Below are 17690 nucleotides of genomic sequence, written 5' to 3' on the forward strand. Positions count from 1 at the left end.
CTAATATTGAAAAGACGCCATCGCCAATCTCACCGCTTTCCTTTTGAAAAACATTATGCCGGATTATTTCTTATCCGAATGGTCCCAGCACCCCAAAATCTTTAAATTTTATGGTTGCGAACCAAATTAAGAAGAGATGCCTGCAGGCTTTGCGAGCTGCGGGCTTAAAGCAAGGGTCTAATCTTCGAGGGAATGGTGGGTATGGAGACGAATATCCCGGTAAAGGAGGTAATGGTGCGGGACGTTGTGAAGGCAGACATGAGGATGAACGCCAGGGACGCCGCCCGTATGATGTTGAAATACGACGTGGACAGTGTAATTATAGTGAATAGGGGGGAACCTATCGGCATCGTCACAGAAAGGGACATGATACGGGAGCTTGTATCGAAAGACATAAAGCCAAGCACGGTGGGGCTCAAAGACCTGATGAAGTCCCCTTTGGTTACGGCATCCCCGGATGACGACCTTATGGAAGTTGCGAGGATGATGCTGAAGAACAAGATACGGAGGGTTCCCGTGGTGGAGAACGGCAAACTTGTGGGCATAGTTGCGGATGTGGATATTCTTGCAGTCTATTCTGAGATGAACTCCATCCTCGCAGAATTAGTAGAAATGAACGTGGAGCGCGAGATTGAGCAATCTGGAGAGGAGCTGTCACAGGGGATATGCGAGAGGTGCGGCACCTTTTCAGAGAACCTAAGCCTTGTAGATGGACTCTTGTTGTGTGAAAGCTGTAGGGAAGGGTGACGGCATCTTATCCCGAGCGACATCGCCCTTACTCGGTAGACGTTCGCCGTTCTCGGCTTTTCAGGTTGGCGTCAATCTCTGACGCCTTCGGGCTTTACTGCGAACACCACCTCCGCCTCGGGCAAGTTTGGGGAATCGACGAGGCGTGCTATCCTCTTTTCGCCTTTTGATTTCCGGAGGTAGACGCGGAAGGTGACGGTATGCCCGAGGACGTGCCCGCCGATGGGCTTAGTGGGGTCGCCGAAGAAGGCGTCGGGACGTGCGTGCACTTGGTTCGTGACCATGACGGCGGCATTGTTCAAATAAGCGAACCGCAAGGCGTCGTGCAGATGCTTATTTATCTTCTGCTGGCGGTCTACTAAGGAGCTTCTCCCCGGGTACTCAGCCCTGAAGTGCGCAGTCACCGAGTCTATTACGAGGAGGCGAACCGGTTGCTCAGAGTCTTTCAGCTTGTCCGCAAGCTCCTGCGCCTTCTCTACAAGGAGCATTTGGTGGTTCGAGTTGTAGGCACGGGCGACGTGTATGTTCCTGAGCACCTTCATTGGGTCCAAATCAAGGGCTTCAGCCATCTGCTTTATTCGTTCAGGGCGAAAGGTGTTCTCCGTGTCTATGATGATGACGGAGCCTTCAAGTCCGCCGCGGTCTCTGGGTAGTTGGGTGTTCACCGCAAGCTGGTGCGCAATCTGCGTCTTTCCAGAGCCGAACTCGCCATAGAACTCTGTAATCGCCTGCGTCTCCAAGCCACCTCCGAGCAGCGTGTCAAGAGCGGAGGAACACGTCGTCAGCTTGCCTACTTCCCTGCGGCGCTCGAAGATGACGTCGCCGCTCTCAAAGCCGCCGACGTCCGCCAATTCACGAGCGGCGTTTATTATCTTGGCAGCGACACCCTCCCCAATCTCAGCGGCGGCGGCGAGCTCCGTCGGCGAGGCTACCGCCACTGCCTCCACGCTCGTGTAGCCTGACGCTCTTAGCTTCTCAGCAATTGCAGGACCAACCCCCGGGATGTCCTCTATGCTCTTAACTTCCTGCTTCATTTCCACTCAGTCTGTTTGCGCTTAATGTTCTTATCCTTTTCTCAACACACCAGCATTTAAGCAACGGCAAATATGTTCCTAACCTGTGCCGTGATTTGCGAGTTTTTGAAATGTCTCTGTTCCAGGGCCCCGGTGGGGCAGGCGGCGACGCACGTCCCGCAGCCCTTGCAGAGCGCCTCCACGAGCTTCGCCTTTCCACCCTCGAGCGAAATCGCACCGTATGCGCACTGCGCAACGCAAAGCCCGCAGCCCACGCACTTCTCGGCATTCAATGTCGCCGTTATGCCTTCTACTTTCGCTCTCCCAGCGGTTAGCAGGCGTGCGGCACGAGCAGCTGCGCCGCTACCTTGCGAAACAGCATAGGGTATATCTTTCGGACCTGAGGCGCAGCCCGCCACGAATATCCCATCTATTACCGTGTCCACAGGTCCCAACTTTGGGTGCGCCTCCATCAGGAGCCCGTCAGCAGCCCTTGGCAGCTTCAGCATCTTGGAAAGCGTTTCTATGTCCGCATGCGGCACGATTCCCGTGCCGAGTACCAAAAGCTCCACTTCTATGTTCCGCACCTCGCTTTTTAACGTGTCTTCAACACGCACGACTAAATTCCCGTTTTCTTTCTCGACGACTTCGAAGGGTCTGCCTCGTATGAACTTAATGCCGAGTTCTCTCGCCCGATTATAGGCTTCCTCGTAGAGGCGAAACGGTGCCCTTATGTCCATGTAGAAAAGGTAATGGTCGGTCTCGGGACGCTTTTCCTTCAGCAGAGTTGCATTCTTGATGTTCACCATGCAGCAGACGTTTGAGCAGTAGATGTTCGTGCGAACATCTCGAGAGCCGACGCAGTTTATGTAGCCGACGACATTCGGCTCTCTGCAATCTGACGGTCTTATGATGTGCCCTTCAGTCGGACCGGCAGCGTTCAGGAGCCTTTCGAACTCCATCGCTGTAATTACATTGTCGTAGATGCCGTAGCCGTAGTCGTGGTTCGGCTCGGGGTCATATGTCGAGAATCCGGGCGCCACGATGATTGTGCCGACTTTTACCTTCATGTATTTGGGTTTCTGGTCGAAGTCGATGGCGTCCCGCTCGCACGCCTTGATACAAGCTTTGCATTCCTTGCCTTCCGCTCTTAAGCAGTTCTCCATGTCTATCAGCGCCTTCAGCGGCACTGCCTGCGGAAACGGCACGTAAATCGCTTTCCTCGTGCCGAAGCCCTCGTTAAAGTCGTAAGGAACCTCGACAGGGCACTTCTCGCTGCATTGCGCGCAGCCGCTGCATTTGTCTTCGTCAACGTAGCGGGGCTTTCTTAAAATCGTGACCTCGAAGTTCCCGACGTAGCCCTCTACGTCAACGACTTCCGAGTAGGCTAAAATCTCGATGTTCCTGTTTCTGGCGACCTCTACCATCTTCGGACCGAGAATGCAAATTGAGCAGTCGTTCGTCGGAAAGACCTTATCGAAGCGAGCCATGCGTCCGCCGATTGAAGGCTCTTTCTCCACGAGATAGACGTGGAAGCCCATGTCTGCAAGGTCCATCGCCGCCTGCATGCCAGCGACGCCCGCCCCAATTACGAGCGCCTCGTCGCGGACTGGCACCTCTGCTTCTTCAAGTGGCTCTAAAAGGTGCGCACGAGCGACGCCCATCCTGACCAAATCCTTGGCCTTTTCCGTCGCCTTCTCGGGTTCCCACATGTGCTGCCACGAGCACTGGTCCCGGATATTCACGAACTCGAAGAGGTATTTGTTCAGGCCTGCCTCCTCGCAGCACGTCCTGAACGTCGGCTCGTGCGTCTTCGGCGTGCATGCTGCGACGACGACCCTATTGAGGTTATATTTGCGGATATGCTCTTGGATATCCGCCTGTCCGGAGTCTGAGCATGTGAATTTGTTGACGGAGACGCAGACGACGTGCGGGAGCATCTTCGCATACTCGGCGACGGCGTCGCAGTCCACGACGCCGCCTATATTCACGCCGCAACGGCAGATGAACACACCTATCCTCAAGTCCTCCTTACTTTTCAGCTCTGGCTCTATCGACATGGATGCACCTCAACCCCTCGCAAGGTTATCTAAGGTCTTTTTTAGTGATTTAAAAACGTTGAGGAATTATGAGCGTAGGCGTAGCTTGAATAAGATTCTCACAAACTCGAGGATGTCTTTTATCCCAAGCTTTGTCTCGCCGAACTCTCTATCTCTGAAGCGTATTGGGATTTCAGATACGGAGAAGCCGAGCTTTTTTGCAAAATAAGCCATTTCGACCTGGAAAGCATATCCTCCGGAGATGTTCATGCCGTTCGTCTTGATTTCGTCCAAAACCTCTCTTTTATAAGCACGGAAGCCGCTCGTCAGGTCCTTGACGTCCAGCTGCAGGAGCAGGCGGGCGAGGGCGTTTGCGCCTCGGCTTAGAATTATGCGGAAGGCGTCCCAGTCCTCGACACGCCCGCCCCTGACGAGGCGGGAGCCTATGACGACGTCCGCCCCGCTTTTTATTTTCTCTAAGAACTTTGGAATCATAATAGGGTCATGAGAGAGGTCGGCGTCCATCTCGAAGACGACGTCGCCACTCGCAACCTCAAACCCGCATCTGTATGCGGAGCCTAAGCCTAGTTTCCTCTCCCGCTCGACCAGAATCACGTTCGGATAGATTTGAGAGAGGCGTCTGACCTCGGCGGCGGTGCCGTCATCGCTGTTGTCATCAACGACGATGACCTCACCGCAAAGCCCTTCCTGTTCGAAAACCCGCATTATTTTCGGAATCAGAATTCTTATGTTCTCTCGTTCGTTATACGTAGGGACGACAACTGAAACTTTCATTTAAGCTTGGTTTAGAGAATTTAGTAATTAAAAGGGTGTTGTTTTTGATAAGTAAAGTTTTGATGTTGAAGGCGTTTCGGGGCGTGGGAGCACCCGTAGTGCCGCCAATAAACGTGACGCTGAGCGTCACGAACAGGTGCAACTCGAGATGCAAAACGTGCAACATCTGGAATGCAACGGGCGGCGAAGAAGGCGGTACAAAGGACTTGGCAGGTGTGAGCGGCGGCGAGCTTAAAGCCGACGAAATAGATTTGATTTTAAAGAATTTAGGCGACGCCTACTGGTTTACAATAAGCGGAGGCGAGCCGTTCTTACGTGAAGACTTGCCGGAGATATGTATTTCCATTTTTGAGCGTTGTAATGCAGGAATTGTGAATATTCCGACGAATGCCTTGTTGCAGATGAGAATAGAAAGGAGGGTTGAAGAGATTTTGGAGTTTTTAGAGCGGAGAGATGGAACGAGGGGTAGGAGGAAAAGGGCGGAGAGAAAGCTCATAATTAACATATCGCTCGACGGTGTTGGCGAGTTACATGATGAGATAAGGGGCGTTAGAGGAAACTTTAAAAAGCTCCTTCGGACTTATGAAGCGCTTGTCCCGCTGAGAGAGGAGCATAAGAGCTTATTGGTCGGCATGCATACCGTAATTTCTAAGTTAAACGTGCACGCGATTCCTAGAATTTACGAATTTGTGAGGAACTTAGAGCCACGTCCTGACTCCCACATCTTCGAGGTTGCGGAGGAGAGAGTTGAGCTTTTCAACGTCGGAAGCGGCATAACGCCAAGCTACGAGGAGCTTGCAGATGCCCTTGATTTTATTTCTTCAAAGCTAAAAGCTGATTACTTTAAGGGAGGCACGCAGAGGCTCATCCAAGCCTTCCGCCTCGAATATTACGATTTGATAAAAAGGACGCTCTTGGAGCGTCATCAGGTAATTCCATGCTATGCAGCGTTCGCCTCCTGCCAGATAACACCGTTCGGCGAGGTCTGGGCGTGCTGCATCCTCGCAAAGTCATTGGGCAACCTGCGGGCTGAAAATTATGATTTTAGGAAGGTGTGGGCATCCGACAGAGCAGCAAAGATAAGAGAAGCGATAAAGCGGGGCGAGTGCTACTGCCCGCTCGCAAACGCCATGTATACCTCAATGCTCTGTAATTTCAGATGCGCCGCCGCCGTCGCTTTGAGATTTTTCGGAGCTCGTAACTGAGGCGTCCTCGTGATTACTCCAGCTTTTGAGTTTCCTTGCCGCACTTGGTAGCCAGCTTAGCCTCTGCTTGGGCATTTAGGGAGTGGGGGGGAACTTTAAGAGCTGGTGTATTAACTTTCCTAAGTCTCCTGACATCGATTACAGCAAATATTGCGTGAGCCGTTCATATCTCGTGCCGATTTCCTCGAGGCTTGCCAATAATACCTGTGTATTGGCGTTCTTTTTGATGCTTTGTGCGTCCTTTTTCTTTGCGGAATTGAACATTATTTGCCTATTCCGTCCATTTAATGACCCTATGAGTGCGGCTACTAACTTGCGGCGTAGCTCGCCGTTAGGCAGGAAAAATCCTCGTCCGCATTCATTGCGAGTTCTTTCCTCCAGATTTCGGCAGATACGTATCAGCGTCAAGCATAAGTTTGTTCAAGACGGAGACTCTTATGTGACCTACGTCATTGGCATAGAAGGGACGGCGTGGAACCTGAGCATTGCTGTTATTGATGAGAAGGACGTGATCGCCGAGGCGGAAGCTACCTACATCCCAAAGCATGGCGGAATACATCCGAGGGAAGCGGCGCAGCACCACGCCGCCGAAATTAAGGGCGTTCTTTCCAAAGCGCTCTCAGCGGCAGCGGAGCATGGCGTCACGCCGCACGACATTAACGGCGTTGCATTTTCGCAGGGTCCGGGTATGGGTCCTTGCCTGCGGGTGGTGGCGACGGCGGCGCGCACGTTGTCTTTAAAGTTAAAAGTGCCGCTGGTCGGCGTGAACCACTGCATCGCTCATGTTGAGGTCGGGCGGTGGCGGTGCGGCACCAAGGACCCGGTGACGCTTTACGTGAGCGGCGCAAATTCGCAAGTCTTAGCGTATAGAGGAGGACACTACCGCATACTCGGCGAGACACTCGACATAGGCATAGGGAACGCCCTTGACAAGTTCGTTCGCTTTTTAGGGCTTAGTCACCCCGGCGGTCCGAAAATCGAAGAGCTTGCGAGGCGCGGTCGCAAATACATACCGCTGCCTTATGTGGTGAAAGGCATGGACTTCTCGTTCTCAGGGCTGGAAACCGCCGCCGAAAAAGCGGTTAATGATGGGCACAGCGTCGAGGACGTCTGTTTTTCGCTTCAGGAGACCGCGTTTGCCATGCTGACAGAGGTGACAGAGCGTGCAGTGGCGCACTGCGAGAAGGATGAAGTTCTGCTGGCGGGGGGTGTCAGCGCCAACAAGCGTCTCCAAGGAATGCTGAAGACGATGTGCGAGGAGCGTGGTGCAAAATTTTACGTGCCTGAAGCCCGTTTCTTGAAGGACAACGGGGCTATGATTGCGTATCTTGGGCTTCTAATGCTGAAGAGCGGCGTGCAGACCCCAATCGAGGAATCGGGGGTGAAGCCGAACTTCAGACCAGAAGAGGTCGAAGTGACGTGGCTTTAGGCGGCGTAGAACGGCGGAGCCAACAATGCCGTGCATGTAGTATTCCATAATTGTTACTTCAGCAAACCTTTTGAGATGAGGGCTATTTTAGCGCTGGACATTCTGGACGGAGCCGTCGTGCACGCGGTGCAGGGCGAGCGTGAGAAATATCGCCCGATTCACGAATACAGCGTCGTAGTCGGCACGTCAGTGCCTGAGGAGGTGGTGAGAGTGATAAAGCCGAAGGAGGTTTACGTTGCTGATTTGAACCGCATCATGCGCACCGGCCACAACGCCGTAAAAATCAGGAAGCTGCGTGCGCTTTCAAGAGTGTTGCTCGACTTCGGCGTTAGGAGCTTGGAGGACGTGCAGCAGGCGTCAAGAATTTCCGACGTCGTGATTCTCGGCACGGAGACCGCCTCGATAAAGCTGATAAAAAGGGCGGCAGAAGAGGCGACGAAGAACGACTGGTGGCTCTCCGTCAGCTTAGATATGGTTCAAGGACGAGTTTTAGCTCAAGATGAATCCATACGGAACCCTTTATCGCTCGTGGAGATGCTGAACGATTATCCACTGGAAAGTATTATCGTTTTGGAGCTGCGGAGCGTCGGCACAAAGGCAGGCGTCGCTTCAGCGCTTCCCCTGCTCTCGGAGGTCGTTGCGAAGAGTGAGCATGACGTAATCTTCGGCGGCGGCGTGAGGAGCTACGAAGATATCGAAGCTCTCGAAAAAATGGGTGTAAGCGGCGTGATTGTGGCGACCATCGTTCATGACGGCACTATCCCTTTAAGCGTATTGCGATAGCGGGTAGGGCAACCACTGCGACGGCAGCTAAGGGAGTAAAATAGAGAGCAAAGCGTAACACGTCATCGAACGATGCCCACGTATCCGTGTTTTGGCGAGTATATTATGCCATCTCGCTTTAGGTTTTCGATGATTTCCTCCGCTTTTGCTCTTTCTATGCCCCTGCTCTCCGCCACGTCTAAAATTTCCTCAAGCGGTACAGCCCCGTCGCCTGCCTCTTCAAGCTCTTTTATTATCTCCTTTATCATTTTTGCACGGTCTCTGCGGCTCTTGCTCGTGCCGACCGCTACCCAGTCTACATCAAGCTTTCCGGTCTCGGGGTCAACGAAAACACGGCGTAAACAGTAATTCACGAGTCGGATGACCCGCTCTGCGTCTTCTTCGGCGACAACGTCGCTTAACCTCGCACGAGCACGGGCTTCGCCGAGTCGGATTAAGGCTTCGAGCTGCCTCGCCGTCACCGGTATCGGGGCGTCTTCACCGTAGCCCTGCCGCCGTAAGCCGACGTAGAAGTCGAGAAACATCCGCATCGCCCCCTTGCTCATCACTGGAAACACGTTGCGACGGGCATAAGCTATGTATTTACGAAGCAGTGGCGGCGGGACCTCGGGCTTTATTAACCGTATCTCCTCACCGTCCCCGCCGCTCGTAGCGAGCAGTTCGCCAGCATAGTGCGTCCTCAGAATGTGCGATGCGAGGTTCACGTCAGCATCCTCCTCGGGACGGTCCATCAGCGTGAATATCAAATCAAACCTCGAAAGCAGCGTCGGGGGCAAGTTTATCTGCTCCGCAGGTGGCTCATATTTGTCATAACGCCCATATTTTGGGTTCGCCGCCCCCAGAATGGCGCAACGAGCCTTCAGAGTCGCCGTAATCCCGGCTTTCGCTATTGAAATAGTTTGCTGCTCCATCGCCTCGTGGAGCGCATCTCTGTCTTTCTTGTCCATCTTGTCCATTTCGTCAATCGCTGCTATTCCCTTGTCCGCAAGCACGAGCACGCCGGCTTCTAGCGCCCAGCGGCCGTCGCCGAACTCGTCCTTAACGGCGGTCGCTGTCAATCCTGCGGCGGTTGCGCCTTTTGCGCCCGCGTAAATACCACGGGGTGCCAGTTTCACCGCATAGCTCAAGAGCTGCGACTTCGCAATCCCGGGGTCGCCGACGAGTAGGACGTGGATGTCGCCCCGAATCCTTGTGCCATCCGGCAGCTCCTTAGGAATCCCGGAGAACAGTTGCAGCAGTATCGCCTCTTTAACCTCCTCGTAGCCGTATATCGAGGGCGCTATTGACCTTATAAGCTTCTCGTAGATGTGCGGGTCGTTCTTGAGCTCTAAAATCTTCTTCTCGTCATCCCCAGTTATTTCAATCTCCTCAAATTCCTTTTCCTCCCTCTCAACGGAAATGGCATCCAAATAAACGTCGAAGAAGGGCGATTTGCCGTAGTGTGAGTGTCTCTGATACGAGCGTAGAATGCCGGTGACGACGACACGGTCGCCGGGGGTTGCGACGCCAGCAATGTCGTCTTCGAGGTTCACGTCGAGGATTTGTGGCATCTCACCGCCTCGCAGTTCCTCGGGTGGCTCTTGCAACCGCATCTTCTGCGCATCCACGAACTTCGATATTTCGGGAGCGAGCCTGAACGGTGCCTTCCTCTCGCAATGTTCGCATTCCGCAGGCTCTACAAAGCCCCGCCCTTCCTGCCGCACGAAAGCCACGTGCCCGCACTTCTGGCACTTGAACGCCGCCGCTACGACCTTCGGACGCACCTCCGTCATCTTCAGGACTATGCCCTCGACGCTTATCAGCCGCCCAATGTGGTGGCTCCTTATGTCCCTTATCTGGAGGCGATGAATCTTAGGCAGCTCCACGATGCGCACGTGCGCATCCTCAAGGCTGACGCCTGTCGGGAGGTCTATGCGCCGCAACGCCTCTCTCGCACTGCGAAGCATGACGTCCGGCGCTTCTAAAAGCAAACTTGCGAATTCCAGCTCCGTGCCCCTATTCACGTCTGAAAAACTTACGTAAAGGCTTTTCTCCTCAGGATACGCGGTAGAAAGCTCCAATATCCGCTCCCAATAATATTTTTTTAGGAACTCCTGCCACCGTTCCACCAAAGACTCATCCAACCTGTCAGAAAATGCAAGCTCCATCTCTATTCTCATTCTTTTAATACTTTAAGTCCCTTGCGTCAGCTCAAAACGGACGTGAATGTGTCCGCCTTCGCAGGCATCAAGGCATTTCAGGCATCTGATGCACCTTGTAGAATTCGGCGTCTCGTAAATTTTTATCCGCATCGGGCACACCGCTTCGCACCGCTCGCAGCGGACGCAGCCAAGCTCGTCCACTTCCAGCCTCACACCGCTCAGCGGGTTAAACGCCGAAAGAATTGCGCCTAAGGGGCACGCAAAGCGGCAAAATGGTCTTTTCGAGACCACTGCCAGAACGACAAACGTGAGCAAAACCGCAAGCTTCAGGTAAAACAGCATGCCTATCCGTCGCCTCAAAGATGCCTCGGTGGCGACGATAGGAATCGCAGCCTCCAACGCTCCCGCCGGACACAACTTGCAAAAAAGTGGCGTCCTCGCAAGCACCGCTCCGAACAACAATAAAATCATGAGCGCCAGAAACATGAAACGCAACGCCTCCGCAGACTTGAAATCAAGCTTGAATTTCTTGGTGGGAAGCTTGTAGAGGGCATCTTGGAAAAAACCAAAAGGACATGCCCAGCCGCAACTCAGTCCGCCGCCGAGCACGCCGGCGACGCCAAGCTCACCTGCAACGTAGAACGGAAGGCGCCGCAATGCGAAGAAGTGCTGCAAGGCGCCCAAGGGGCACGAGGTCGCCGCCAGCGGGCACGAATAACAATTCAACACCGGAAAATCAAAAAACTTCAAAGGCAGTGTAGAATTCAGAAAAAGCAGCCAGAACGTCTGAACTCCCGTTCTTATTCTGCCGAGCTTCATCTCACAAGCCGAGGCACGACAAGCAAAGCACCCTGGCGTTCCTTAGAACCTCGGCGGGCTCTCCTGAAAAAACGCCGTGCGCCAAGAGTGCAAGGAAAACGGCGAGGATGAGAAACCGGAGCGCAGCCCGGCGACGCATAGCCTCGCTTCTATTTCCTCTTGCCCCTTCTCAACACATACGCAATGAAAATGCTCAGGAGCGGCGCAAGGCTCATCGCAGGTATTCTTCTCGCCGGCGTCTCTGGAATTTGTATGCTTACCGAGGGAGTCTTGCCGACAGCGCTCAGCGCCTTCAACATTTCATCAAGAAGCTCCGCCTCGTCGGCGAAACCGACAACTCTGTGAAGCTCGTTGCCGCCTTCGTCGGTGAAGAGCACGACAGGAATGCCACGCACCCCGAAGCGCCTAATAAGCTCCGACTCCTCGTTAACGTCCACCCTAACGCACACGAAGTCCGCAGAGAGCGTCACGACGCTCCCCTCGCAAAACGTCTCCTCTTCAAGCTTCCTGCACCAGCTGCACCACTCCGCAGTGAAGACCAGCATCATGGGCTTCCCCTCCGCCTTCGCGAGACTCATGCCTTCGTTGTAAGATAACCATCGAATTTTCTTCTCCACAGCAGCGGCTTGCACGATGCCGAAGACTAAGAACACCGCCAACAAAGTCTTAACGCCAACACCTTTGCGCCTTTTCATTCCAAACACCGCTCAGAGGAAGATTTTACTTATATTTAAACTTTACGCCACATGCGAAGATACTCGTTCGGATAAGTACCGATTTTTCAACCAAAAGGGGAAAGGAGGTGACCGCGATGGATGATATTTTCAAATTTAAATTATTTCCAGAACACTGTCTCTAAAATCAAGGTATTAAGCATTTTCTTGCCTACACGAGGGCCTTTTCGAGAATACGGAATAATTATTCGCATTTTGTTTAGAGTGATATACGAACCTGCTCATAGTATTTGGTGGAAGGTATTCACCTAACACCGGTAACTCGCTTCCAGTCAATCCGCAGAGAGCGGCGGCGCTCACCCCCTCTAAGTCCTTATTAGGGAGCTTGGTATTTGTTAGCTGCAAGGTATTTGTGAGGTGCCGTATCATCTTTTATTCGCCCGATATCTCAGGACGGCGGCGATGCCCCCGAAGGCCTTCAGCAGCTGCAAACCCTCCTCGAAGTCTTTGGATATGAGTTCCACGTTTGTGCCCGCTGCCTCTGCAAGTTCTGAAAGCTCCATGACTTTGTCGTGCGGCAATCCCTCCGAAAGCAACAGCGTCTCGACCGCACCGATCTCCAACATCTTCCGCACTTCCGCCTCGCTGTAAGCCACAAGCCCCTCGTCGTTAGCTAAGAGTCTCAAGAATTTCGTCATCAACCTCTTCTCCTTTATGAGGTCGAGTTCTGCGAGGGCGTCCTCCGCCTTGTCCATCAACTCGAACAAGCCGGACTCGTCGGTATAAGCCACATCGAACGCCCCTATAATCTTACGCTGCAGCTCGTAGTGTAAGTATTCGCCTTTTATGAATTCCTCCTTTGTGGGGCTCGGTCCACCGATTAAAATGCCTTTCAACTCGTCCTTCTCAGGCAGGAAAAGCTCATTGGCATGCCGTCCGATTCGCTGGTAGAACTCCTCAACGGCAATCTCACGGAGCCGCTGGAAACGAGGTGCGGACTGTCCGCCTTTCCTTTGCTTCCCCGGGACGTTGCTTGTCAGGTGCCTTAGCGGCTCGACGAGCTTTCCGTGGAGCATGCCAATGGTTGCTTCCTTCTTGTCCAAGACTATTAAGCCGAATTTGTCACGCTCCTCAAGCATCCGCTCCAGCGGCTCAAGCAGGAACGAGGAATCACAGTGATAGATATAGGACTTTATCTTTTCAGGCGGCTCAACAATATAAGTTTCAAGGCTTGACCTCCCGCCGCCCACATCTATAGCACCACAAAAGATAGCCAGCCCGTTTTCAGGAACCTCCAAATATCTCAATCTTGAAAGTATTGACTCCAAGGCGCTCTGGACGTTCGTCCTCGTGCTCTTGCTTTTTATGTTTGATGCCTGCCCGTGCTCCTCCCTAAGGTGGGACATGACGTCGGAGATTTGCCTATCCGGCGGTATATAAACTGATATCAGCTCGGTGCCTTTGCCCCGCCGCTCCTTCAACTCCTCCAATATTTTTCTGAACTCATATTTCTTTAAGTCCTTCAAAAATTTGTCAGAGGGCATATGCGGCAGCCGGGATTTGAACCCGGGCTACGGGCTTGGGGGGCCCGTGTCCTACCGCTAGACCACTGCCGCACTAATCTTCGGTCCCTACTTTGGCTTTAAGCGCTCTCACAAATCCCCTCTCAAACCCCTCAAGCATCGAAATTAAATTCTCAGCGGCACGCTCCAACACGACGAGTGGGTCGCTGCCCGGCTTCGTTCTTAGATAGAGGACGGGGTTGCTTATGTTCGGTATTTTAATGTCGTAAGTGGCGAACTCCACAGCATCATCACCCAAAAGCACCAAACGCAGCGGCACCATCATCGTGTGGTCCTCTCCCTCGAACTCTATCTTTATTTCCCGTTCCCGCCTTTCTAATATTTTCATCCTCGCACCCCTATATAACTACTTTCCCATAATCGTCGGCAATTTTTCTCATCTCAACCTTCCTGCATGTCTCGCAGAAAAGCACGTTGCCCCGCCTTACGAGGCTGCTTTTGCACCTCCCGCAAATCGCTTTTATCACGCCTAGATTTCTCTGCTCGGTGCTCAGCCGCAATGCCTTTGCGTCTATCACCTTCGCCCTCACGATGTCCTCGTGTGCGAATTCCTGCTGCAAATTCGTGACGTAACTGTTTTTTATGTTGGAGATGTGGATGATTCCACGTTCGGAGGTTGCGACGCTCCGGTTTTCACACCCCTGTATGCAAGCGATGCTCACGACGACCACGTTCTCTTTTACGTCCTCGACACGCCCGATGACTATGTCGCCGGCCCTCGGCAGCGGTGGCGTCCCCACCCTCGGCACTACGCTTATGCGCTTATCTTCTATCTTGACCTCGCCGACTACCGCCGCATATATTTTGCCACGCTCGTCGTAAACGCCATCCCCTACTATGAACTCCTCAGATGTCCCCAAAAAATCTCCCGGAACCACAAGGTTCTTTGTCTCCATGTCATTTCTTAGTTACTTCAAAGGGTTTAATAATAGCTGGTCATAAATTATGTTGAGGGCTGCGCATGTGGAGGAGGAAGAAGAAACCGTCTGTCTTTGATATAATAGATAAATACATGGAAGAGCTTGAGCCATTGCTTTCTGATTTTGAAGAGGCGTTTGGAGAGATGTTAAAGCGTCTGGAAGCCGATGGCTTTTTTGATGTTTTTGACGAGGAGCTTGACGGAGAGGAAAAATTCGAATACGAGGGGCATGAGCCCCTCTTAGACGTCATTGAACACGAGGACTGCTACGAGGTTGTTGTTGAGCTTCCTGGCGTCGAAAAGGACGAAATAAGGCTGAACGCCACAGAGAAGACCCTTGAGATAATGACGACAGGCGACAGGAAGTTCTGCAAAGAAATAAACTTCAGAAAACCAATAAACGTCAGAAACGCAAAGGCGACCTTTCGAAACGGCATTCTGAGCGTCAAACTCGAAAAGAAGAAGCGGCTCTTTCGCTTGTAAGTGTCGCATACGGTTACGGCTCGGCGGATGCTTCTTGTTCGTTTTAAGATATGGAATTAGTAGCAATTACTTTTAAAAGAAATGGATTATGCAAAAAGCCACGCCATGAGGGTGCAAGCCCTCGCAATTTCGTTCGTAGCGCCCATGACGTCGCCACTGACGCCGCCAAAGTTCTTGGCTGCGGCTCTTGCGACGAGAATCGCTACAGGGACGCCAAGCAGTATTAAAAAAGCTTTGCCGCCGCATAGCGGGAGTAAAGAGGTGGCGATTGCCGCAGAGACGGTGACGGAGCCTGCATATTTCTGCGGCGTGAGCTTAGCCACGAAAAGGGCGCCCAAGCCCGGAGCAACGGCTGGCGGCGCTGCTTTTTTAACGAACCTACCGGCAAAGATGCAAGTGGTCATGCCAAGCTTTGCCGACGCTTCAGCAACGAGCAAGGCTGCGAAAAAGCTGAAAAACGCCGCCGTGCGATTTGTAGCGTTGCTGATCGACGCTCCTAAGCTTGAAAACGCAACGAACTCCGCAAGTAGCACGACGAAAACAGCGAAAACGCCGGCGGCGCCCACGCTCTCGTCCTTCATTGCCCTCACCTTTCGCTCGACGCTGCCGCCTGCAAGAAGCCCATCGAAGAAGTCTGCAAGCCCATCGAGATGCATCAAGCCTGTAGTCGCATACAGAAAGAGCAACGTCAAGAGCGACGCAATTTCAGGACGTAGTAGGAACGACGGAAAGCTAACTGCGGCGACGAGCACGCTTATCAGGACCGCAAGCACAGGGTATAAAAAATTCTGCTCCGCTGCCCGCACGACGTCGCCGCCGCGCACCGGCAACCTCGTCGAAAACGCTATTAAGTCCCGCATCCCTCCCCTGTAGCCCGCTTGGGAGTACGTTCCAAAAGCTCAAAGAGTTTCGTCATACAACCCGCTATGAAGCCGCCGACCACATCGTCAAGAAACGGCGGTAGCTCTCTCAAAATTCCGGGCTTCCTTGTGTCGTAATAAACAAAATTGAACAGCGCCTTCTTCCCACCTATGTATTCGGCGATGTCGATTCCTATAAGCTCGTCGGCAAGTAAATTGACCGGGTCGTCCCTCAAACCCCGCCGCTTCCTCGCCTCTTCCTCAAGGAAGAACGCCGAAGAAATGAGTAAAGCAACGTTTACGTCCTCACATTCCTTTTTCATCAACTCCTCCAGCTCAGCCCTGACAAGCTCTTTCGGAAGCTCACCAACGTAAAGCTCCAGCGCCGCATCCAAAATTGCGTCAAATGAGATTCCCAATTCTTCAAGCCTTTTTAAAAGGGAACGCTCCTTAGGAGCATTCCTTTCTTTAACAAAAGCTTTTTCAACAGCTTCTCGCACGCACTCGTAAATTTCGCTGCCTATTTCCGTGAGGACGCCTGCATACTTGTGCGGTGTGCCACCGTCGCTGTTAAGGCATGCGATGACGACAGCATCCGTCGGCGTGCCGGTGATTACGCTTCCGTCCTTGCTTAGCTCCTTATAGCGGACGTCGAGATCTCTCAGCGCCGCAGCCTTCGCCTCCGTCGCTACGATTATTGCGTTTGTCATCGCCGACGCTGTCATTTTTTCTGCGACGACGACGATGACGTTAATCGTGCAGCCCGCCGTCGCCACAACTAAAACTTTGTTCTGAGCTACAACCTCAGCATTCCCCATGGAAGCGGCAGTCAGCAGCCCGACGACCTCCGCGGGCTCGAAGCCCTCCTCTATGAGAAAACGCAGGTAGAATGCCTCAGAATCCTCATTGAAATCATGCGGCACATGCACGTTAAGAATGGCCTTCGCACGCCGCAAGCCGCCGTTAAAGGGCGCCGAGCTCAGAACCTCAAAGCCCAACGGCAGCGTGCTCCGCACCTCGATGTAGCGCTTCTTGTTTATGACCTCCACGCCTCGCATATCGAAAATTGCACCACCGCCGTAAAAACAGTTTCCGCTTTGCGTTGCGAGTTTCGTCGCGCATTGACTTCGGACACGCCGATGAGCAGCTTTCCTGTTGCCACTTGTTTATGTCAAAAGCCACACTTGCGGACGTGAGTAAGAGCGAGCATCGTCGTGCGAGGAGACGACGGATGTAGCTTCCACACGTTCGTCAAGAACGTCGCCAACTCTCTGGGTGGGGTTACGTTGAAAATTTGCTCAATGGCGGCGTGAAAATCGTGTGCGAGAGGGAAAAAGAGATTTGAGACGCTGGTCGCCGCTGTGAAGGAAGTCGTTTGTGAGCACGTCGAGGATGTTTCCGTGGAATATTCTGACTTCAAAGGCAAATCCGCGACTTTCGAGCAGCGGGGCGAGGACGTGCCGGAGGAGGCGACGCTCGGCGACATGGTCCTCGTGCTGAAGAGCTTCGACGCAAAGGCTGAGCAGGAAATCTCCGTATTTAGCAACATAAACCACAGGCTGAAAAAGTGTAATGACGCAAATTGTGAAGTAAGAAATAAAATAGCTTAGCATGGTGCAGACCTTATGGCCCGGACGAGAGTATCAGGAGCGGAACTCCTCTCTGGAGATGACTAGGCGTTGCATCTCTGAAGTGCCGACGGCGATGCTTAGCACTTTGGCGTCTCTGAAGTATCTTTCCACCGGGTAATCCCTAGTGCAGCCGTAAGCGCCGTGGATTTGGACGGCGTTGATTGCAGAGCGCATTGCGACCTCGCTGGCATAGAGCTTTGCCATAGCCGCTTCTTTGGAGAAGCGTTTTCCGGCGTCGGCGAGGCTCGCCGCTTTATACGTGAGGAGGCGTGCCGCCTCGGTTTCAACTGCCATGTCGGCGATTGTGAACTGTATATGCTGGAAGCGGGCGAGCGGCTGCCCGAACTGCTTGCGCTCTTTTGCGTATTTCTTGGCGGCGTCTAAACACGCCTGCGAAAGTCCGACGCCAACTGCTGCCAGCCCGGTGCGGTCACGGTCGAGCGTCGCCATCGCAATCTTGAAGCCCTCGCCCTCGTTGCCGAGGAGGTTCTCAACGGGCACCCGGCACTCATTAAACACGAGTTCGCCGACAACTGACGCCCGCATGCCAAGCTTGTCTTCAATCTTCC

At 53.1% G+C, this 17690-nt stretch carries 18 protein-coding genes and 1 tRNA gene; 6 read left to right on the forward strand and 13 right to left on the reverse strand.

The window, feature by feature from the left end; genetic code table 11:
- The first annotated feature begins 192 nt into the window (after positions 1 to 192).
- Positions 193 to 747 carry a CBS domain-containing protein gene (locus ACXJJA_RS00350; RefSeq protein ID WP_456486233.1) on the forward strand — a complete coding sequence of 185 codons (555 nt, stop codon included), beginning with the start codon at positions 193 to 195 and terminating at the stop codon, positions 745 to 747.
- Positions 748 to 818: 71 nt separating this feature from the next.
- Here the strand turns inward: ACXJJA_RS00350 and radA are convergent, their stop codons facing one another.
- The 3 genes from radA to ACXJJA_RS00365 form a co-directional block, all read right to left on the reverse strand.
- Entirely contained in the window at positions 819 to 1781 is a 963-nt protein-coding gene (radA, locus tag ACXJJA_RS00355; RefSeq protein ID WP_456486253.1) for a DNA repair and recombination protein RadA, read from the reverse strand.
- Positions 1782 to 1837: 56 nt separating this feature from the next.
- Positions 1838 to 3820 (reverse strand): 4Fe-4S binding protein, encoded by a 1983-nt coding sequence (locus ACXJJA_RS00360; RefSeq protein ID WP_456486234.1) that lies wholly within the window; start codon positions 3818 to 3820, stop codon positions 1838 to 1840.
- A 66-nt stretch (positions 3821 to 3886) separates the two neighbouring features.
- Positions 3887 to 4594, reverse strand: a complete 708-nt coding sequence (locus ACXJJA_RS00365; protein WP_456486235.1) for a polyprenol monophosphomannose synthase — start codon at positions 4592 to 4594, stop codon at positions 3887 to 3889.
- A gap of 44 nt (positions 4595 to 4638) precedes the next feature.
- Here ACXJJA_RS00365 and ACXJJA_RS00370 point away from each other — a divergent pair, with 44 nt between their 5' ends.
- The 3 genes from ACXJJA_RS00370 to ACXJJA_RS00380 all read left to right on the forward strand — a co-directional run bounded on the left by ACXJJA_RS00370 (position 4639) and on the right by ACXJJA_RS00380 (position 8011).
- Positions 4639 to 5799 (forward strand): radical SAM/SPASM domain-containing protein, encoded by a 1161-nt coding sequence (locus tag ACXJJA_RS00370; protein ID WP_456486236.1) that lies wholly within the window; start codon positions 4639 to 4641, stop codon positions 5797 to 5799.
- A 439-nt stretch (positions 5800 to 6238) separates the two neighbouring features.
- On the forward strand, positions 6239 to 7228 hold the full coding sequence (locus ACXJJA_RS00375; protein ID WP_456486237.1) for a bifunctional N(6)-L-threonylcarbamoyladenine synthase/serine/threonine protein kinase: 990 nt from the start codon (positions 6239 to 6241) through the stop codon (positions 7226 to 7228).
- Positions 7229 to 7303: 75 nt separating this feature from the next.
- A complete protein-coding gene (locus ACXJJA_RS00380) occupies positions 7304 to 8011 on the forward strand; it encodes a HisA/HisF-related TIM barrel protein (protein ID WP_456486238.1) in 708 nt (235 codons plus the stop codon).
- 62 nt (positions 8012 to 8073) lie between these two features.
- Here the strand turns inward: ACXJJA_RS00380 and ACXJJA_RS00385 are convergent, their stop codons facing one another.
- The 7 genes from ACXJJA_RS00385 to ACXJJA_RS00415 form a co-directional block, all read right to left on the reverse strand.
- Positions 8074 to 10170 carry a minichromosome maintenance protein MCM gene (locus tag ACXJJA_RS00385; RefSeq protein WP_456486239.1) on the reverse strand — a complete coding sequence of 699 codons (2097 nt, stop codon included), beginning with the start codon at positions 10168 to 10170 and terminating at the stop codon, positions 8074 to 8076.
- A gap of 12 nt (positions 10171 to 10182) precedes the next feature.
- A complete protein-coding gene (locus ACXJJA_RS00390) occupies positions 10183 to 10971 on the reverse strand; it encodes a 4Fe-4S binding protein (RefSeq protein ID WP_456486240.1) in 789 nt (262 codons plus the stop codon).
- Positions 10972 to 11120: 149 nt separating this feature from the next.
- The gene (locus tag ACXJJA_RS00395) at positions 11121 to 11666 is read right to left on the reverse strand and encodes a thioredoxin family protein (RefSeq protein ID WP_456486241.1); all 546 of its coding nucleotides are present in this window, start codon (positions 11664 to 11666) and stop codon (positions 11121 to 11123) included.
- A 404-nt stretch (positions 11667 to 12070) separates the two neighbouring features.
- Positions 12071 to 13189 (reverse strand): peptide chain release factor aRF-1, encoded by a 1119-nt coding sequence (prf1, locus tag ACXJJA_RS00400; RefSeq protein WP_456486242.1) that lies wholly within the window; start codon positions 13187 to 13189, stop codon positions 12071 to 12073.
- Position 13190: 1 nt separating this feature from the next.
- Positions 13191 to 13261 (reverse strand) — tRNA-Gly (locus ACXJJA_RS00405).
- Position 13262: 1 nt separating this feature from the next.
- Positions 13263 to 13556 (reverse strand): DNA-directed RNA polymerase subunit L, encoded by a 294-nt coding sequence (locus ACXJJA_RS00410; RefSeq protein ID WP_456486243.1) that lies wholly within the window; start codon positions 13554 to 13556, stop codon positions 13263 to 13265.
- A 10-nt stretch (positions 13557 to 13566) separates the two neighbouring features.
- Positions 13567 to 14124, reverse strand: a complete 558-nt coding sequence (locus ACXJJA_RS00415; protein WP_456486244.1) for an exosome complex RNA-binding protein Csl4 — start codon at positions 14122 to 14124, stop codon at positions 13567 to 13569.
- A gap of 65 nt (positions 14125 to 14189) precedes the next feature.
- Between ACXJJA_RS00415 and ACXJJA_RS00420 the strand changes: the two genes are divergently transcribed.
- Positions 14190 to 14630, forward strand: a complete 441-nt coding sequence (locus tag ACXJJA_RS00420) for an Hsp20/alpha crystallin family protein (protein WP_456486245.1) — start codon at positions 14190 to 14192, stop codon at positions 14628 to 14630.
- Between the two features lie 86 nt (positions 14631 to 14716).
- On the opposite strand, the gene cobS is transcribed toward ACXJJA_RS00420, so the two are convergent.
- Together cobS and cobZ are read right to left on the reverse strand one after the other, a co-directional pair.
- Positions 14717 to 15490, reverse strand: coding sequence for an adenosylcobinamide-GDP ribazoletransferase (cobS, locus tag ACXJJA_RS00425; protein WP_456486246.1), 774 nt, complete (start codon positions 15488 to 15490; stop codon positions 14717 to 14719).
- The gene (gene cobZ, locus ACXJJA_RS00430) at positions 15478 to 16548 is read right to left on the reverse strand and encodes an alpha-ribazole phosphatase CobZ (protein WP_456486247.1); all 1071 of its coding nucleotides are present in this window, start codon (positions 16546 to 16548) and stop codon (positions 15478 to 15480) included. The genes cobS and cobZ overlap by 13 nt, the downstream gene beginning before the upstream one ends.
- 303 nt (positions 16549 to 16851) lie before the next feature.
- Here cobZ and ACXJJA_RS00435 point away from each other — a divergent pair, with 303 nt between their 5' ends.
- A complete protein-coding gene (locus ACXJJA_RS00435) occupies positions 16852 to 17100 on the forward strand; it encodes a hypothetical protein (protein WP_456486248.1) in 249 nt (82 codons plus the stop codon).
- Between the two features lie 33 nt (positions 17101 to 17133).
- Here ACXJJA_RS00435 and ACXJJA_RS00440 read toward each other — a convergent pair.
- A partial coding sequence (locus ACXJJA_RS00440; protein WP_456486249.1) for an acyl-CoA dehydrogenase family protein occupies positions 17134 to 17690 on the reverse strand: 557 nt, incomplete at its 5' end.

This window comes from Candidatus Alkanophaga liquidiphilum, from assembly GCF_053996935.1.